At 64.2% G+C, this 16,887-nt stretch carries 11 protein-coding genes; 4 read left to right on the top strand and 7 right to left on the bottom strand.

Features of this window, described 5'->3' with window-relative positions:
• Nucleotides 1-157: 157 nt before the first annotated feature.
• The gene (locus ACDC66_RS05610; RefSeq protein ID WP_376695705.1) at nucleotides 158-925 is read right to left on the bottom strand and encodes a pteridine reductase; all 768 of its coding nucleotides are present in this window, start codon (nucleotides 923-925) and stop codon (nucleotides 158-160) included.
• On the opposite strand from ACDC66_RS05610, the gene ACDC66_RS05605 reads away from it, so the two are divergent.
• The 3 genes from ACDC66_RS05605 to ACDC66_RS05595 all read left to right on the top strand — a co-directional run bounded on the left by ACDC66_RS05605 (nucleotide 904) and on the right by ACDC66_RS05595 (nucleotide 4,518).
• A complete protein-coding gene (locus tag ACDC66_RS05605; RefSeq protein WP_376695704.1) occupies nucleotides 904-2,085 on the top strand; it encodes a class I SAM-dependent methyltransferase in 1,182 nt (393 codons plus the stop codon). The two genes, ACDC66_RS05610 and ACDC66_RS05605, sit on opposite strands and share 22 nt — an antisense overlap.
• A gap of 60 nt (nucleotides 2,086-2,145) precedes the next feature.
• On the top strand, nucleotides 2,146-3,765 hold the full coding sequence (locus ACDC66_RS05600; protein WP_376695703.1) for a GMC family oxidoreductase: 1,620 nt from the start codon (nucleotides 2,146-2,148) through the stop codon (nucleotides 3,763-3,765).
• A 132-nt stretch (nucleotides 3,766-3,897) separates the two neighbouring features.
• Complete coding sequence (locus tag ACDC66_RS05595; protein ID WP_376695702.1) at nucleotides 3,898-4,518, top strand: hypothetical protein; 621 nt, start codon at nucleotides 3,898-3,900, stop codon at nucleotides 4,516-4,518.
• 49 nt (nucleotides 4,519-4,567) lie between these two features.
• Here the strand turns inward: ACDC66_RS05595 and ACDC66_RS05590 are convergent, their stop codons facing one another.
• From ACDC66_RS05590 to ACDC66_RS05570, 5 genes are all read right to left on the bottom strand, one after another.
• Entirely contained in the window at nucleotides 4,568-6,940 is a 2,373-nt protein-coding gene (locus ACDC66_RS05590; protein WP_376695701.1) for a tetratricopeptide repeat protein, read from the bottom strand.
• A gap of 80 nt (nucleotides 6,941-7,020) precedes the next feature.
• Nucleotides 7,021-8,427, bottom strand: a complete 1,407-nt coding sequence (locus tag ACDC66_RS05585) for a hypothetical protein (protein ID WP_376695700.1) — start codon at nucleotides 8,425-8,427, stop codon at nucleotides 7,021-7,023.
• A gap of 116 nt (nucleotides 8,428-8,543) precedes the next feature.
• Entirely contained in the window at nucleotides 8,544-10,421 is a 1,878-nt protein-coding gene (locus ACDC66_RS05580; protein ID WP_376695699.1) for a M48 family metallopeptidase, read from the bottom strand.
• Nucleotides 10,422-11,006, bottom strand: a complete 585-nt coding sequence (locus tag ACDC66_RS05575; RefSeq protein ID WP_376695698.1) for a LemA family protein — start codon at nucleotides 11,004-11,006, stop codon at nucleotides 10,422-10,424. It lies immediately after the preceding gene.
• Between the two features lie 33 nt (nucleotides 11,007-11,039).
• The gene (locus ACDC66_RS05570; protein ID WP_376695697.1) at nucleotides 11,040-15,029 is read right to left on the bottom strand and encodes a sensor histidine kinase; all 3,990 of its coding nucleotides are present in this window, start codon (nucleotides 15,027-15,029) and stop codon (nucleotides 11,040-11,042) included.
• Nucleotides 15,030-15,162: 133 nt separating this feature from the next.
• Between ACDC66_RS05570 and ACDC66_RS05565 the strand changes: the two genes are divergently transcribed.
• Complete coding sequence (locus ACDC66_RS05565) at nucleotides 15,163-15,885, top strand: TIGR02466 family protein (protein WP_376695696.1); 723 nt, start codon at nucleotides 15,163-15,165, stop codon at nucleotides 15,883-15,885.
• A gap of 4 nt (nucleotides 15,886-15,889) precedes the next feature.
• Here the strand turns inward: ACDC66_RS05565 and ACDC66_RS05560 are convergent, their stop codons facing one another.
• A complete protein-coding gene (locus ACDC66_RS05560; protein WP_376695695.1) occupies nucleotides 15,890-16,861 on the bottom strand; it encodes a class I SAM-dependent methyltransferase in 972 nt (323 codons plus the stop codon).
• Nucleotides 16,862-16,887: the final 26 nt, after the last annotated feature.

Raw genomic sequence — 16,887 nt, 5'->3', positions numbered from 1 at the left:
AAAAAAGCTTTAAAACGCAAAGACGCGAGGACGCCAAGAACTGATAGAACCAGAAACCACAGAAGAGATCAAAATCCATTCTGAAATGGTTCTGAGTCAGCGTTTTCAATTTGTTTTCTTTGCGTCTTCGCGTCTTTGCGTTTAACAGGTTTTCCCTTCACATATTCAGCAGCCGCCCGCCGTCTACGGCGAGGATCTGGCCGGTGATGTAGGGCGCGTCCAGGGCGAGAAAGGCGACTGCGCCCGCGATGTCTTCGGGCCGGCCCTGTCGCGCCAGCGGGACGTGCCGGAGGATTTCCTCGCCGGCCTCGGGCGACTCCCCGCCCTCCGGCCACAGGATGGCCCCGGGTGCGACGCCGTTGACACGCACCTCCGGCGCCAGCTCCTTCGCCAGCGAGCGCGTCTGGGCGATCAGGCCGGCCTTGGCCTGGCTATAGACGGGGTGGCTGGGTAACGGCACCAGTCCGTGAATGTCGACCATGTTGACGATCGCGCCCTGACGCCCACCCAGCTCGGACGCACAGGCCTGGGACAGGAAGAACGGCGCACGCAGGTTGCTGTCGAACAATTCGTCCCACTGCGCCTTCGTGACAGACCCCAGCGGCGTGGGATAGAAGGCCGACGCGTTGTTGACCAGCACGTCGATGCGGCCGAAGGCGGCCAGGGCGGCGTCGCGAATCCGCTCGGGAGCGGCGTGATCGGCCAGGTCGGCCTGGACCAGGGCGACCGAACCAGGCCGCAGTGCGAGCAATTCATCGCGCAAAACTCCTGCCTCGTCGGCCGATCCACGGTAGTGAATCACGACATCCAGCCCCCGGCCATGAAGTTCCCGGACGACGGCCGCACCGATACGCCGGGCCGCGCCGGTTACAATCGCCACACGTCCACGCCGGGCTTCCACGCTTGTCATCATCCGTTTCTCCATCCCTGACACTGCCCGAGCCGCCGGCCGAACTGGCGAGCCTGAGCGAACGATTGTGCCGAAAAATCGTGGCCGAAATCCAACGCGACGGCCCCGTGCCCTTCGACCGGTACATGAACATGGCATTGTACGAGCCGGGGCTGGGCTACTACGTCAACGGCCTGCACAAGTTCGGCGCGGCCGGCGATTTCGTCACCGCGCCGGAACAGGGCGGCCTGTTCGCCGCCGCGCTGGCGCGCCAGTGCGACGAAGCGGCCGAGCAACTGGGCGGGGACTGGACACTGGTGGAGCTGGGCGCCGGCTCGGGCGTACTTGCACGCGACCTGCTCGAGAACATGAGCGCCTTGCCACGCGAATACCTGATTCTCGAGCCCAGCGCGCCCCTGCGGGAAGTTCAGCAAGAAATGCTGTCGCAATTGCCCGCCGGGCTTCTCGAGCGCGTTCGCTGGATCGACCAGCCGCCAGGCGAGCCCTTTGACGGCATCATCATCGCCAACGAAGTCATCGATGCATTGCCGGTCGCCCGCTTCGAGATCGGCGAGAATGATGAGCTGCTGGAACAATGCGTGGATTTCAGCGAAAACCGCTTCAGCTGGGTCCATCGCCAGCCGCGAACACGACTGAAAGAAGCCGCCGGAAGGCTCCGGCAACGGCTTTCACGGCCGCTTCCGGAAGGCTACGTCAGCGAAATCTGCGTCGACCTGCCCGACTGGATCGAAACCGTCACCGAAACGCTCTCACGCGGGCTGGCGCTGTTCATCGACTACGGTTATCCGCGCGAGGAGTTCTACCACCCCGACCGCAGCGACGGCACCCTGGTCTGCCACTACCGCCACCGCGCCCATTTCGACCCCTTCGTGTGGCCGGGGCTGACCGATCTATCCGCTTTTGTCGATTTCACCGCCGTGGCCGAAGCCGGCATCGAGGCCGGACTCGAAGTGGCCGGTTTCACCAGCCAGGCGGGTTTCCTGCTCGGCCTCGGCGCGCACGAAGCCGTCGACGCGGCGAGCGAAGAGCAGCAGCGCCTGAAACTGGCCGGGGAACTCAAGCGCCTGGCCCTGCCCGGCGAGATGGGGGAGAAGTTCAAGGTCATCGGCATGACACGCGACTTCAATACGCGCCTGAGTGGGTTCGAGATGATGAGTCAATTGCATAGGCTCTAGAACCCTTGTTCTAAATCGCGCGTCTATCATCGAACGTGAGATAAACTCGGCAGCAGTAACATGCCCAAGACCTATGACTACATCATCGTTGGCGCCGGATCGGCCGGATGCGTGCTGGCCAACCGCTTGAGCGCCGATCCCGGCGTGCGCGTCCTGCTGCTCGAGGCCGGTCCGCGCGACTGGAACCCCTTCATCCACATGCCGGCCGGTCTGTCCAAGCTGGTCAACTTCAAGTCGCTCAACTGGAATTACGAGACCGAGCCGGAGCCGGCGCTCAACAACCGGCGGCTCTACTGGCCGCGCGGCAAGGTGCTGGGCGGCTCGAGCTCGATCAACGCCATGTGCTACTCGCGCGGGCACCGCAGCGACTACGACGACTGGGCGGGCGCGGGCAATCCCAGGTGGAGCTGGCAGGACGTACTGCCCTACTTTCGCAAATCAGAGGACCAGGCGCGCGGCGAGTCCGAGCTGCACGGCACGGACGGCCCGCTGAGCGTCTCCGACCTGAGCTACACCAATCCACTCAGCGACGTCTTCATCCAGGCCGCCGAGCAAGCCGGCTTCGCCCGCAACCCCGATTTCAACGGCCCCGCGCAGCGTGGCGTGGGCTTCTACCAGGTCACGCAGCGCCAGGGGCGCCGCTGCAGCGCGGCCGCCGGCTACCTCAACCCGGTCCGGTCGCGCCCCAACCTGACGGTGCTCACCGGCGCCTTCACCCTGGGCCTGACCTTCGCCGGAAGTGACCGGATCAACGGCGTCCGGTACCGCCGCCACGGCAGCACGCAAACAGCTGTCGCCGAACGCGAAGTACTGCTGACCGCCGGTGCGATCAATTCGCCGCAACTTTTGATGGTTTCGGGCATCGGCCCGGCCGGAATGCTCGAATCGGCCGGGGTCAGCTGCCGGCACGAATTGCTCGAGGTGGGCCGGAATCTCCAGGATCATCTCGATATCTGCACGCTCACGCGATGCTCCCAGCCGGTCACCTACGACCAGCTCAGCGAGCTTCGCGTGGGCCTGCGTTACTTCCTGCATCGCGAGGGCGAAGGCACCTCGAACATCGCCGAGGCAGGCGCCTTCCTCGTCAGCGGCCGCGATCGCGACGACCGGCCCGACATCCAGATGCATTTCGTGCCGGCGCTGCTAGACGACCACGGCCGCAACCGCCTGCCCGGCGACGGCTACACCCTGCATGCCTGCCCGCTCAGGCCGAAAAGCCGCGGTCATCTGGCCATCCGTTCGGGCGACGCCCGGGAGCCGATCGCCATTCACGCCAACTACTTGAGCGAGGCCGAGGACCTGGAGATGATGCTCGAATGCGTCAAGCTCTCACGGCGTATTCTTGAGCAGCCGGCCTTCCGGCCCTTCCGGGCTCACGAGATCTACCCCGGTAATGACGTGCACGATCGAGACGGCCTGATCGAGTTCATCCGCACCAAGGCCGAAACGATCTATCACCCGGTCGGCACCTGCCGCATGGGCAGCGATCCCCATGCCGTGGTCAGTCCGCAGCTGAAGGTTCGCGGCCTCGAGGGTCTGCGGGTGGTCGACGCCTCGGTGATGCCCACGCTGGTGGGCGGCAATACCAATGCGCCGACCATCATGATCGCCGAAAAAGCCGCCGACATGATCCGTGCTGAGGCCGCAGACCAGGCACCGCAGGCCGGCGAAGCCGCCTGAGCGCCCGTTTGAGCATTTCCTGAGGATTTCTTCAGGTTTTTCGCAAGTCACCGCCCGTTCTCCTGCCGAAACTGCGGGACAAGCGTCGCCATCCCGACGGCGCCGGTTCCAAAGCACGTACAGGAGACCGTCATGACTCGATACAACAAGTTCATCACCACCCTTCCGGCCTCAGTGTTCCTGCTGGCCCTTGCCGCCGCCGCTCCGTCCGCCCTGGCGCAATCCGGCCCGCCCGGGGACGCGGGCCCGGGCATGCGCTATTGCGTGCTCCTGGGCATGCTCGGCGGCAACCTGCCTCCGGAATGCCTGGATGAGGACGAACAGCACGACTACAGCGCCGAGCTCGACCAGCTTCGCCTGGCCACGGTGGCCTTCCACAGCCACGATGTCGCCGCGGCGGCCGGCTGGAACGCGCCCATCAGCGAATGCGTCGAGGCACCGCCCGGCGGAATGGGCTATCACGTCGCCAACCTGGACTACCTGGCCGACGGCGGAAAGCTGAGCCTGCTCCAGCCCGAGGTTTTGCTGTACGCGCCCACCGAGGACGGCTCGATGGCGTTTCTGGGTGTGGAGTACATCATTCCGGCCGAAGACTGGCCCCACGAGGAGGCGCCGCAGTTCTTCGGCCGCGAGTTGCACTTCAATCCCAACCTGGACATCTGGGCCCTGCACGTCTGGTCGGCTCGCGAAAACCCGGCCGGGCTGTTCGAGGACTTCAACCCGGAAGTCGACTGCGCTTTCGCCGAAGATTGAGTCGTGTGCCAAGGGGTCTGGACCGGCCGGAGCTGCGCCTCCGGCTGGTTCATGCGTCCTCTGCCTGCGCCGTGGCATAGGGTGGCAGGAGGATACGGTCTGCATCGTCGCCTCGGCTTGGAGCCCGTATCGTGGGCCGCTGGTCCCGCCGCTCAGACAGGCTGGCGCGGATCCGATCGACTTTCCCCCCAAAGCCTTGAGCGCGCGCCTGTCGCGCCAGCGTCTTCAATCTCGGCTCTCGCTCTTCAATGCGCCCACTCCATGCCGTGAGCCACTCGAGTTCGAGTGACAGGGCGGCATCCTCAAACTCGCCGGCAACAGACTTTGCATGGGAAAGAATTGCTCGGGCATCCTCTCGTTCGCCGAGGCTGAGCAAAGCTTCGGTCGCTATCAACCAGCCGCGAACGGCATCGCGCAGCTGTCCCGAATCTTCGAAGTGCTCGGCCAGCGCTTCGGCCTCGACCCTGACTGTCCAGGGATCCAATCCCTCCAGGAGATCAAGGCCGAGCAGCTCCAGCTGCGAGGCGCGCACCCAGTCCTCATGGCCGGCCTGCTCGCGAAGGGAGAGGGCTCGTTCGAAAGCGGCCCGCGCGGCGTCTGGATTGCCCTCGATAAGCGCCAGCCGGCCCCTGGCCGCATGAACAGCAGCCTGACGCAGGAACGATCCATCTTCGAGCGATGCATCCAGGTCTCTGAGCAGGCGTCTTGCCTCGTCGACGGCCCCGGCCAGCACGCGCTGCTCGACGCGATATGCGCCGACGTGCAACATCAACTCGGGATCGCCCTGATCCCGATACGCGGCCTGCGCTTCAGCCAGCATGGTTTCGGCGTCTTCCAGGCGACCGCTTCGGCTGGCCAACAGCGCCAGGTTGAAAGCGGTGCGGGCTCGATCACCGTCCAGACCGAGCGTACGAAAATGTTCCAATGCCCGTTCATTGAGCTCACGCGCCCGCTCATTCAATCCGCGGCTGGAAGCTGAAGCCGCCAGGTTGCCCAGACAGGTGGCCACGCCACGCCGATCACCGATCTGCTCGAAAACCTCGATTGCTCGTCTCCACAGCGCGTCGGCTTCCTGCCATCGTGACTGGCGCGCCAGCAGCGTGCCGGCATTGACCTGAACGCCCGCTGCACGAAGTGCGTTGCCACTGCTGCGCGCGAGCGACATGGCCCGTTGGAAATATCCGGAAGCCTCGCTCAGCAGACCCTGCTCGATACCGGCCATACCCAGCGCGTTGTACAAGGCGATTTCGAGATCCGTCGCTATTGATGACCCCTCGGTACTGTCGAGCAGTACCTGGAGCTTCTGCCACGCTCTTCCCGAACGGCCATTACGCACATCGAGCAGGGCTCGCTCGACCTGGAGACGCTGGCGCGTGGCGAGCTCGGGCTCCAGCCCGCTGGTGCGAGAAAGCAGCCTTTCACTCAGGCCAAGCTGTCCCTCCTCACGTGCCAGGGCAGCCGCCTCGATCAGCAGATGGGTTCGCTCCGATCTCGAAAGCACACCATTTGCCTCATCCGCCAGCCCAACCAGCAACTCGCGACCTGAACGAATATCGCCGCGACGCTTGCTGATCCCGGCGCGCAGCAATGCAGCCTCGACCATTAAAGGACCTTTCCCGGCAGCCTCGGCCGCGACAAAGACCGACTCAGCCCGGTCCAGGGCACGCTCAAGGTCATTGTCGATGACTGCGATCTCGGCATCGAGCAGGTCAACGCTCGGATCGTCTTGTGCCTGCGGCAAGAGCTGAAGGCGCCCCAGCGACCGGCGAGCTTGCTCTCCCTGCAGATCGTCGAGTTCAGCGCGAACCAGCGCCTTGAGTACCTCGGCATCCTGAGAACGCAAAGCGGCGAGCGCTCTCCAGTGCGCCACGGCAGTGGCTACATCATGGCGCGACTCGGCCTGACGGGCCTGACGACGCAAGCGTCCGGCCGGCCCGGACTCGGTAACCGGATCGACTATTTGGGCTGCTGAACCAGCCGTGTTGTGTGCGGTGTCATCGGCCAACAGCCAGATGACCACTCCTGCTGTCACAATAGATATGCCAACCAGGGCGGACTGCAGATAACGCCGGGCGTTAGCCTCTCGAAAACTCGGGGATCGGGGGGCAACCGAAACGGTATCTACCGAGCACGCCAGGCGATAACCGCGCCCCCTGAGTGTTTCAATGTAGCGCGGGTCGCTTGCCCTATCACCCAACGCACGACGCAACTCACTGATTGTCTGCGGCAGAACATTGGGCGAAAGGGCATGCCGCCCCCACACCCGGTCTAGCAACTCATCGTGGCTAATCAGGGCTGGTGCCCGCTCAAGCAGTTCAAGCAACAGTCGCCAAGCCTGTCGTCGCAGGACCAGGGCGCCGCGAGGCCCATTCAGCCGACCTGTATCGGTATCGAGGGTGAATTCGCCGAAATGGTAGCGCATGCGGTGAAGTTTACACCGCGGTCGAGTTGGCGAGCCATCACCGGGATGATGGCTCGCCGTGGAGGGATACCAGCAAGGTTTCAAAGCTCGCTGGAGACCTCCATGCGATCGTGAAAGATGCGGTCGCCGAGCACCTCGACTGTCGGACTGGTCTCCGAAACATTATTGTCTGTTTCAGCCTGCAGCACATACTCTCCGGGAGGATTCAGGACGAGGTCGTCGAAGACAGCCACGCCTTCGGAGGTTGCCCGAACAGTTGTGCCGCTGAGCGAGGCGCCCGAGGCGGGGCCGGAGAAAATGCCTAGCGTCACGGGCGTCCCGTCTACCACCGGATCTCCCGAAGCATCTTCGACCGCGACTTCGATCGCCGGAGCAACGACCCTGTCTGCCACGACCGACGCCGGGATCTCGCTGAACCTGAGTGTGGAAGGCGAGGGCTCGAGCACATCGAATGAAACGCTGCTTACCGCAGTGACATTTTCCCATGCATCCAGACTGGCCTCGAGCTGATAGCCGCTTCCGATTTCATCCAGTTCCAGTGATTCGAAGCGTGCCACGCCTGTTTCGACGTCACTCTGGGCAGATGCGCCGGACAACCCGGTTTCGGCGCTGCCCCCGAGCAGCTCGAGGGTGACATCGGCGGCCGTTGTGGCCGGCTGATCGAAGGCATTGAGCACCTGCACACCAACTGTTGGCTGGAACGACTGACCAAGCTCGATGTCGCCGGGTTGCGGGTCAAAGGCCAGTGCCACGGGGATCGAGGGTGCCGCAGTCGCGGTGACTGTAAGATCATCCAGATCGAATTGTGCGCCAACGGCCGCCGAGCCGGTGAAGCCGGTCGCGAAGCCGCCGATGGCCGGGTCCGTGATGGTCGACGGAAATGTCACTTCCTCCGCGATCATTGTGTCATCGAACTTGACACTGCAGTGTTCCAGATCGATATCACAATCAATCTCGACCGAATACTGCTGATCGATGACGTAGCTTGCCGGCGAGGATGAACCACTGGCGGGAAAACTGACGTCAACCTGCCCCGAATCGTCGAAGCCCAACTGGATATAGATCGGTCCGCTGAAGGTCGAGTTGCGGACAGTGAATGCAAAAAAGTCGATGGTCCGCGGCGTGATATCGAAGGTGATGGAGAGCTTCCCCGAGTCGAAGTCGAGCGCCTCGAGAAACCGCCAGTTGGCCAGCCGCGCCAGACTCGAGTCTTCCGTTTTTGTCAGCCGCAGTGCCTGGTTGTCGGGCCCGGCAGCCATGACTTCGGCCGAAAACTGACCAAATCGATAGGCGGGCTCTCCGGCCTCCGCGCCGCCATTGCCAAGTTCACCGATCGCCCGGTCCTCAAAATCGGCCGAAAGAACGGGGTCGATCTCCTCAACTTCAGCCCTTGGCCAGGTATCGGCCGCCAGTTCAGCGGCCGATACAAGACTCACAAGCGCCAGTCCCAACCGAACCGCCCTCGTCGAAAATACAAATGAACTCATGTTTGTCTACTCCCTCGGATCGAACTCTCTTTGGTGGGAGCAACATGTTCAGCGGAACGGCCCGGTCGGGCTTGCCATGAAGTTCAGATCAACATCAAATCGAGGTCAAATCAGGCCTATTTCGGGCCCATCAGCGGCAGGGGTACGTGCAAAAGCGCGCACACCACCCTCAGCAGGTCGAGTTCATCGTCGACGACCTGTTCGTCATCGGCGGCGCAGCGCAGGAGCGCCACCACCAGCGAATGCTTCGAGGCCGGTCGCAGATCGTCGAGCCGGGATAGCAGGTCGTCCAGGCGGCCGGCCCAACCGGACACCTCGGGCATGGCAGGCACCTGACCCTCGAGTTCGGACATGCCGGCAGCAAAGGCCGAATCGGCACCCGCCGGGTCGTCCGGATGACCGTATCGGGCCAGGATGACCATCAGCTCGGTCGCCTCCGGCTTGCGCGCGGCGAGTTTGCGCCGGCCCGAGGATGCGGACTGCGCCGGCCTTAACGCGTCACGCACCAGCACATTGACCAGGCGGGTCAGCGCAAACTCGTGCAGGTCCAGTTCGCCGTCGGCCCCGGCGAGGCCGTCGAGCAATCGCATGAACTCCAACAGCTCCGACTCGGGCCGGCGCCGGATCTGCGGAAAAGCCATCTCGACCAGCGGAAGTCGGATGCCGCGCGGCTGGCCGGCCGCCGCCTCGTAGAGCTGACGCACTTTCTCTTCGCTGTCACCGCCGAGCGTGCGCGCGATCTGCAGCAGCTGCCGTTCGCGCACATCGCTGTCGGGGCTGATCAACAGACAGCAGACCAGCTCCTGGGCCCACTCGTCCGAGTGAGCGGCGCGCTCGAGCGGCGCGGGAATGCCCGCGGCCATCACCGCCGCGGTCAGAGCCTGTTCAAGACCCGGCTGGCCGATCTGTTCGGCCAGGCCGCCCAGGTCGGTAAGCAGGCGGGCCGGATCGATGCCCTCTGCCGCTTCGGTGGCCTGCTGTCGACGCTCGGCCTCCTCCGCCTCGGCCTTGCGGGCCTGGGCGTGCCGATCCATCTCGCGCTTGATGTCTTCCAGCTCCTCGACCCTGAACGACGGATCGATGGCCTGGATGCGCTTCTCCAGCGGCGGGTGCGTGGCGAACATCTGATAGCCCATGCCGGTGGAAAACAGCATGTGCCCGACCTCTTCGCTGTCGGCCGTCATGTAGGAACCGGCGGAGAGCGCACCGATCTTCTTGAGCGCCGTGCCGATGCCGTCGGGATTGCGCGTGAATTGAACCGCCGAAGCATCGGCCAGGAATTCGCGCTGTCGCGAGACGGCCGCCTTGATCCAGCGCCCGAAGAACAGGCCGATGTAGCCCAGCACGACGACGCCCAGGCCGGCGAGGACCGCCGGGGCCGCGTTGCGGCTGTCGCGCGCGAAACGGGCGGAATACAACAGCTTGCGGCCGACGATGGCGATCACCAGGATGCCGAACAGGAATCCGATCAGGCGGATGTTGAGCCGCATGTCGCCGTTGAGAATGTGACTGAACTCATGGGCGATCACGCCCTGCAGTTCATCGCGGTCGAGCTGCTCGAGCGTGCCGCGCGTGACCGCGACCGCCGCATCGGCCGGCGAGAAGCCGGCGGCGAAGGCGTTAATGCCCTGCTCCTGCTCGAGCACATAGATCTCCGGCACCGGCACGCCCGAGGCAATGGCGATTTCCTCGACCACGTTTCGCAGGCGCTGACGCAGGGGATCGGAGGGAGCGGCGTCGATGCGTGTGCCGCCCATGGCGTGTGCGACCTCGCCCCCGCCGCCGCGCAACTGCAGCGTGCGCATCGCGCTGGCGCCGAGAATGATACCGCCGGTGATCACCGTCGCCCAGAACAGCGTCCAGGGATCGGGCCCGATGGTGAAGTAGACCAATACATCGACCGCGGCGATGATCGCGACCACCGCCAGGGCGAACATGACGACCAGAAATCGACTCTGGCGGCGGGCTTTGTCCTGGTGCTCGAAAAAATTCAATTAACCAAAATCCACTTGCACCGCTTCCCGCTTCTCCGGGTCGTCGATCTCGAGCAGTTCGGCCGGCTTGAAGGTGAACATGCCGGCGATGATGTTGGCCGGGAAGCTCTCGCGCAGCGTGTTGTAGTGCATGACCATGTCATTGAAGGCCTGGCGCGCGAAGGCGACCTTGTTTTCCGTGCTGGTCAATTCCTCCGACAGCTGCATCATGTTCTGGTTGGCCTTTAGATCGGGATAGTTCTCCGACAGGGCGAACAGTCGCCCCAGGGCACCGGAAAGGCCCTGCTCGGCTTCGGAGAGCTTGCGCATGGCGTCCGGATCGGACGGATCGGCGGCCGTGGACTTGAGCTGCTGGTGAGCCCCGTTGCGAGCCTGGATGACGGCCTCGAGGGTTTCGCGCTCGTGGCTCATGTACTTCTTGGCCACCTCGACCAGGTTTGGAATCAGGTCGTGGCGCCGGTTGAGCTGCACGTCGATCTGCGCGAATGCGTTCTTGTAGCGGTTGCGCGCGGCCACCAGCCGGTTGTAGAGCGTGATGGCGAAGAACGCCGCCGCCACGACAATGGTCAAGAGCACCCATTCCATGGGCCTATCCTCCTTGTGGAATCCGGATTCAGTCTACTCGCTTACATCATGGCCGTCAGCGGTACCGATGCGCAGGTCGAACAGCAGGCCTATGAACCGGCTCTCGACCAGCGGCCAGCGCAGGAAATGCGCACCGTCGGGCAACAGCGGCGCCGGGCCCGAGCGCGAGCTGAACGGTGACTGCAGCCAGACCAGGGTCTCGGCCCGGCGACGCCATTGGTCCAGGCGATCCGCGTCCGTCTCATCCAGCGTCTGCGGGTCCACCAGCAGCACGCTGCAGGGCTGCGGATCCGCGCTGGCATCGACCACGTGAATGCCCCATCGTCGTCCCAGCCCCCGGAGAACCCGCAGGGTTGGCGCCGAGACCCTGGCCGCGACGCTTTGCCCGGACAGAAGGTTCGAAAACCGGTCGGCGGATACTTCGCCCGGTGTCTCGAGTACGGGAAGCCGAACCCGGAATCGGCTGCCGCCATGGCAGGCGTCGATCAGGTCCAGGCTGCCGTCCATGGCGTCGACGAGCCGGCGGCAGATCGCCAACCCGAGGCCCGAGCCGCTATAGGAGCGGGTAATCGAGGCATCCAGCTGGGTGAACGGCTCGAACAACCGCTCACGATCGTGGTCGCTGATGCCCGGCCCCGAATCCGACACCACGAGCACGAGCTGGCCGTCATCGCCAACGGCAGCGCTCAATTCGATGCCGCCCGACTCGGTGAACTTGACCGCGTTATTGAGCAGGTTGCCGAGCACCTGGCTGATGCGATCGCTGTCTCCGTTGGCGGCCAGGGGCAGGTCGGCCACCATTCTCAAGCGCAGGTCCAGGCTTTTCCGGGCCGCGTTCGGGGCGTGAAGATCGACAACCTGCTCCAGCATCGCGGCCAGGTCGAAGGGCTGAGGATTGAGACTCATCCGCCCGGCTTCGATGCGTGAGATGTCGAGTACGTCGTCGATGATGCGCTGCAACTGCAGCCCCGACTGTCGCAATGTATTGAGGATGTCCTGCTGGCCCGGCTCGGTCTCGGTTTCATGCAGCAACTCGACCATGCCCAGCACGCCGTGGAGCGGTGTTCGAATTTCGTGGCTCATGGTGGCCAGAAACTCGGATTTGGCCTTGCTGGCCTGCTCGGCGCGTTCGGCCAGCATGCGAACGCGCTGGAGCAACAAGGCATTGTGAAGGGCCTGGCCGGCCATTTCCTCGAGCAGGCGCAGGCGCTCGCTACCTTCACCCGAAAAATCGGGCTCGGCGCCCTCGACCAGGACGCGGGCCACTTCACGTTCGGCCACCCGAAGGTTGAGCGCAAGATCCGTCACGCCATTCGCCTGCTGGAGGCGCTGGCGCCATTGCTCGCGGGTCAGCGGCTCGGCGTCCGGGTCGCTACAGGTCAGTTCCCGGGGCAGATGTTCGTCGACATAACCCAGCCAGGCCCGCCGGCCGCCGGTAACCAGGGCGATCTCGCGCGCAATGGTTTCGGCAAGCGGCAACGGCTCGAGGCTGCGATTGAGCCGGGTAATGATCTGGCGCTGCTCCTCGGCCAGGGCGCGCTTCTGACGGGCCTCCTGGACTTCCCGCCTGCGCTGGTTGGCGCGCCGGTAACCCCGAAACCCGGCACCGGTAGCGGTGACGGCCAGCAGGAAGTAGGCGGCCATCGCCCAGCCGCTCAACCAGGGCGGCTGCCGGATGATGACCGGCAGTTCGTCGCCCGTCTCGTTCCAGGGCCCGTCCGGCGCCGCCGCCTGAACCCGGAATCGGTAGCCTCCGGGCGGCAGGCTCGAATAGTTGTGCCGCGTCTGGCCGGATAGTTCGATCCAGTCGCTGTCCCAGCCTTCCAGCCTGACGCGGTAGCGGGTGCGCTCCGGCGCCAGGTAAGTCGTGGCCAGAAAGTCGATGAACAGATCGTTCTGGTGGTGCTCGAGCTCGATTGCATCCCTGTCGCCCGGCGAAAGCTCGACGGTCCGGTCGCCCGCCTGGAGGCCGGTGACGTGTACGTTCGGCGCGACCGTCACGCGGCTCATGCGCTCGGGGTCGACCGTGACGATACCGCCACGCCCGCCGAACGCGAGCTTTCCATCGGGCAAGCGTATGGCTGCGCGTTCTCCAAACTCGACGGGCGCCAGTCCGTCCTTTCGGCCCAGGTGTCGCAGGCTGCCTTCGGCGGGACGGTACACGGTCAGCCCGCTGGTCCTGAGCAACCAGAAATGTCCTTGGTGATCGGGAATGACATTGGACATGCGACCCGGCGGCATGCGACGTGCCAGGGAAGCCTCGTGCGTTTTTTCGAAGCCCGTTTCGTCATGGCGCCACGCCTGGATCGAGTCGTTCGTGGCAAGCCACAATTCGTCGCCGCGCCAGGCAGCCGAAGCAAGCGGTGGTTTGAAGGAGATTGGCTGCCCCTCGAAGCCGCGCGCCTCGTCCCAACGGTATACGCCCTCTGTCTCAATCAACCACCAACCGCCCTGCGGCCCCTGGATCAGGTCCTTGACGTCGCTTTCAGGCAGCCGGTTTCGTCCCCGCCCCTCTGGATGAAAATGCACGCGTTTGCCGGTTCGCTCGTCGAGCTCGAAAAGGCCAACATCCCGGGTGCCGATCCAAAGATGATCGTCGTCCTTGCGCCGGGTCAGCCAGAAATTACCGGATTCAAGTTCTTCACGGCGCATCAGGACATCGAAGGCGCCGTCCTCGGCAAGGTCGACGCGTATCACCCCCGTCTGCATCGTGACGTACATCGTCTGGTCCTCGCGCAGGACATCCAGCACCGCAGACCGCGGGATTGCCTGCAGGGCTTTATCCGGTGGTTTCGGGGCGCTGCCCTCGGGGGTGTCAACCGGCAGGAACTCCAGTTCACCACGAAGGCCCCCGATCCAGTAGCCGCCGGCTTCTTCATCCCAGTAAAGGCTGACGACGAGTTCGACATTCATGGCCGCCTGGTCGTCGAGGCCGAGAAGCGGCTGGTAGCGTCCAAAGGCCGCCGACCCCGGGGGCAGATAGGCCGCACCGCTGCGCGTCGTCGTCAACCACAGGGCGCCTTCGCGGTCGAACATCACGCCGTCGATGGAATTCGAAGGCAGGCCGTCGGCCATGCCCGGCACGTTGCGAACGACGCGAAGCGGGCCGTCGACACCCGGTGATTTTCTGTGCAGCCCGATGGTGGTGCCCACGATGATTTCGTCGCTGTGCGGATCGTCGGCGATATCGGTGATCATGGCCTGTATGGCGGCAATGCGGACCGGCTCGGCGTTCGGCGCGTTCTCGACCGGCCCGAGGTCGTAGAGCGCACCGCCTTCGTTAAAGTAAATGCGGCCGCCGACCTCGGCCAGCTTCATGGCGAATCGCCCTTCGCCGGGCTTTCGAATCGGGATGAACCTTTTCTTGGCCGGCTCGTAGTAGGAAACCTGGCTGGTCTGCACCAGCCAGATCCGGCAGCTGCTGTCGACTTCGAAATGCACCTGGAACCCTTCCGGGTTCAGGCCGGCTTCGCCAGACTGGGGGAGGGTCTGGACTGCCTCGGTTGCCGGGTCGTAGACCGCGACGCCGCCTCGCATGAAGGCCATCCAGACGCGGCCGTCGCAGTCCTCGGCCATCGACCAGATCTGTGCGGCAGGCAGGGGACCGCCCCGCTCCTGCGTTTCGAGATGGCTCTGCAGGCCAAGGTCGGGGCCGATCTGGACCGCGCCGCGATCCTCCACCGCGGCCCACACCGTTCCATCGCTGTGCGCCATGAGCGACATGATGTTGCTGCCCGGGAGCGGATCGGGTTGCTCCGGGTCGCTTGGAATGAGGCGCATGCGATCACCTTCATGCCGAACGAGGCCGCCGCGGGTTCCGATCCAGATGTAGCCGTGCGTGTCCTGGACGATGTCTTCGACCCGTCGGTCGGGCAGCCCCTCGGAGATGCTCAGGGTTCGAAATACCGGGCCGAGTTCGTTGGCGGACAACGGAGCGGTCAGGAACAGAAACGACAGCAGGAACGCTACAAGTCGCAGCGCGCGCACCGGTGCATCGCTATTCGGAATGTCTCTGGCCCTCATGCGGTCTCCCTCCCGCCTTTGGCTCCAAGGATAGCGACGTGAGAGCGGGTTTCAAGCCTTTCGGCAAGGGACCGAGGCAAACGGCCGCGATGTCGTTAGAATGGAGCCGGATCAACGAGCGGTAAAACAAGGCATGCAGAACCCGAACCAGCCCGGCCCCGCGAGCGGAAGCGGCACGCAGTCACGTCCCGAATTCCAGATCATCCCGGCCTTCTCGATTCCGATGGTCGACGCCCATATGCCCGACTGCGACGGGCTCAACCGGGAGCTTCGCGACCTGTTCGTCCAGCGCGCGGCCGAGGGCGAACGCTACAGTAATGACGAACCCCGGGTTCGACGCAACAAACCGCTGTTCGAAAGCCGCTTCGACCTGTTCGAGTGGCCGGATAGCTGCGTGCAGCGGTTGAACGAGTTCTGCATGAAAAATCTCTACCGGGCGATCCAGGAACTCAACGGCTACACGGTGGAGACCCTGCAGAATATGCACATGGCGGTTGAGTCATGGTTTCACCTTACCCACCAGGGCGGCTACTTCGGCGCGCACAACCATCCGCTGCATTCCTGGTCGGGTGTTTACTGCGTCAAGCACGACGGCGACGATCCGGCCAGTGACAGCGGGAAGCTGACATTCATCAATCCCAATATCGCCGGAACGATGTATATCGATACCGCGTCGGCGCGCTTCAAGCGGCCTTACTCGATGGCACCGATCATGCTGCGGCTGGTCCCGGGCCAGCTCGTCCTGTTTCCGTCCTGGTTGCTGCACGAAGTCATGCCCTACGAGGGTGACAGCGAACGCATCACCGTCGCCTTCAACGCCAAGTTCAAGTACGCTGGTCGGGAACGAGTAGTCTGAGGCGTCAGGCGCCCTGTCTGGCTCGTTCCCAGATAAAGCACTGCCCCATGGGGTGACGCTGCCGGTAGACGAGTTCGCGCGTATCCAGAAGCCTGAAGCCGACATCAGCCAGCGGCTGGTGCCATTGAGGATCGGCTTCAATGCAGCGGTTGACCCGCAGCATGTCCTCGAGTCGATCCCGGCCTGCCTCCATTCTCCCCAAGAAGCCAGCCACGGCCTCGCGGTTGCCGCGTAGCTCGGCGGTGGTCATGGACAGCAAACTGTCTATCGACTGGCCGACCTGCCCGAGGAGTGCCGAACCGGACTGACGGAACGCTTCGTGAAGCTGGTCCCGAATCCCCGCCAGGCGACGCTGAAAATCCGGTTCGGCGAGTTGGCCTTTCACCCAGGACCGCAGCACGCGGAAAAATCGCACAGACTCCAGTACGCGATAATCCCGCTGCTCGTCGGCCATTGTGGCGATCATGTCGCTGCTGGCTTCGTGGGCAATCACGGCCAGCCGGCCACCGGGCCGTACAACCCGCGCCAGCTCCCGGGCCGCGAGTTCCAGCCGGCAGTACTCCAGCCCGTACTGGCTGGTCGCCAGGTCGAAGGAATCATCCTCGAAGGGCAAGGACTCCACGGGCGTTTCGCCCAGAAAGTGAATTCGCTCGAGCAGCGGTGCAACTTCGGGCCGGCGCCGAGCGATGTCCCCAGGTCGGATCGCTGCCGCGTCGACGGCCGTGATCGCTACCGAGCGGTTGCGTTCCAGTGCCCAGGCGGCCGCAAGCAGGGGAATCGGACCGTTGCCGGTGCAGATATCCAGCATTCGACCATTGTCGGGGAGGGTTTCGAACTGCTCCTGCCAGAAGGCCTGAACCTCGCCATCGTAGTTGAAGGCGAAATCCTGCGGCAGGGAGGTCAGTGCGCCACTCGCCCAATAGTCGGACCAGTGCGCTGAGGATCTGTCGGGGGTATCGGAAGGGTCGGCAGCCATGGCGACGGATTATCGCAAGAGCTCGA

Source organism: Wenzhouxiangella psychrophila (assembly GCF_042310375.1).
Taxonomy (GTDB): domain Bacteria; phylum Pseudomonadota; class Gammaproteobacteria; order Xanthomonadales; family Wenzhouxiangellaceae; genus Wenzhouxiangella.
Note: the sequence above shows the minus strand (reverse complement) of the source record. Positions and strands in the feature narration are given on the sequence as shown.

What these genes read in the sequence shown, in the direction of transcription:
- ACDC66_RS05565 (WP_376695696.1), top strand. Translation starts at nt 15,163, where the DNA reads ATGCAGAACCCGAACCAGCCCGGCCCCGCGAGCGGAAGCGGCACGCAG.
- ACDC66_RS05585 (WP_376695700.1), bottom strand. Translation starts at nt 8,427, where the DNA reads ATGAGTTCATTTGTATTTTCGACGAGGGCGGTTCGGTTGGGACTGGCG.
- ACDC66_RS05595 (WP_376695702.1), top strand. Translation starts at nt 3,898, where the DNA reads ATGACTCGATACAACAAGTTCATCACCACCCTTCCGGCCTCAGTGTTC.
- ACDC66_RS05575 (WP_376695698.1), bottom strand. Translation starts at nt 11,006, where the DNA reads ATGGAATGGGTGCTCTTGACCATTGTCGTGGCGGCGGCGTTCTTCGCC.
- ACDC66_RS05600 (WP_376695703.1), top strand. Translation starts at nt 2,146, where the DNA reads ATGCCCAAGACCTATGACTACATCATCGTTGGCGCCGGATCGGCCGGA.
- ACDC66_RS05610 (WP_376695705.1), bottom strand. Translation starts at nt 925, where the DNA reads ATGGAGAAACGGATGATGACAAGCGTGGAAGCCCGGCGTGGACGTGTG.
- ACDC66_RS05590 (WP_376695701.1), bottom strand. Translation starts at nt 6,940, where the DNA reads ATGCGCTACCATTTCGGCGAATTCACCCTCGATACCGATACAGGTCGG.
- ACDC66_RS05560 (WP_376695695.1), bottom strand. Translation starts at nt 16,861, where the DNA reads ATGGCTGCCGACCCTTCCGATACCCCCGACAGATCCTCAGCGCACTGG.
- ACDC66_RS05570 (WP_376695697.1), bottom strand. Translation starts at nt 15,029, where the DNA reads ATGAGGGCCAGAGACATTCCGAATAGCGATGCACCGGTGCGCGCGCTG.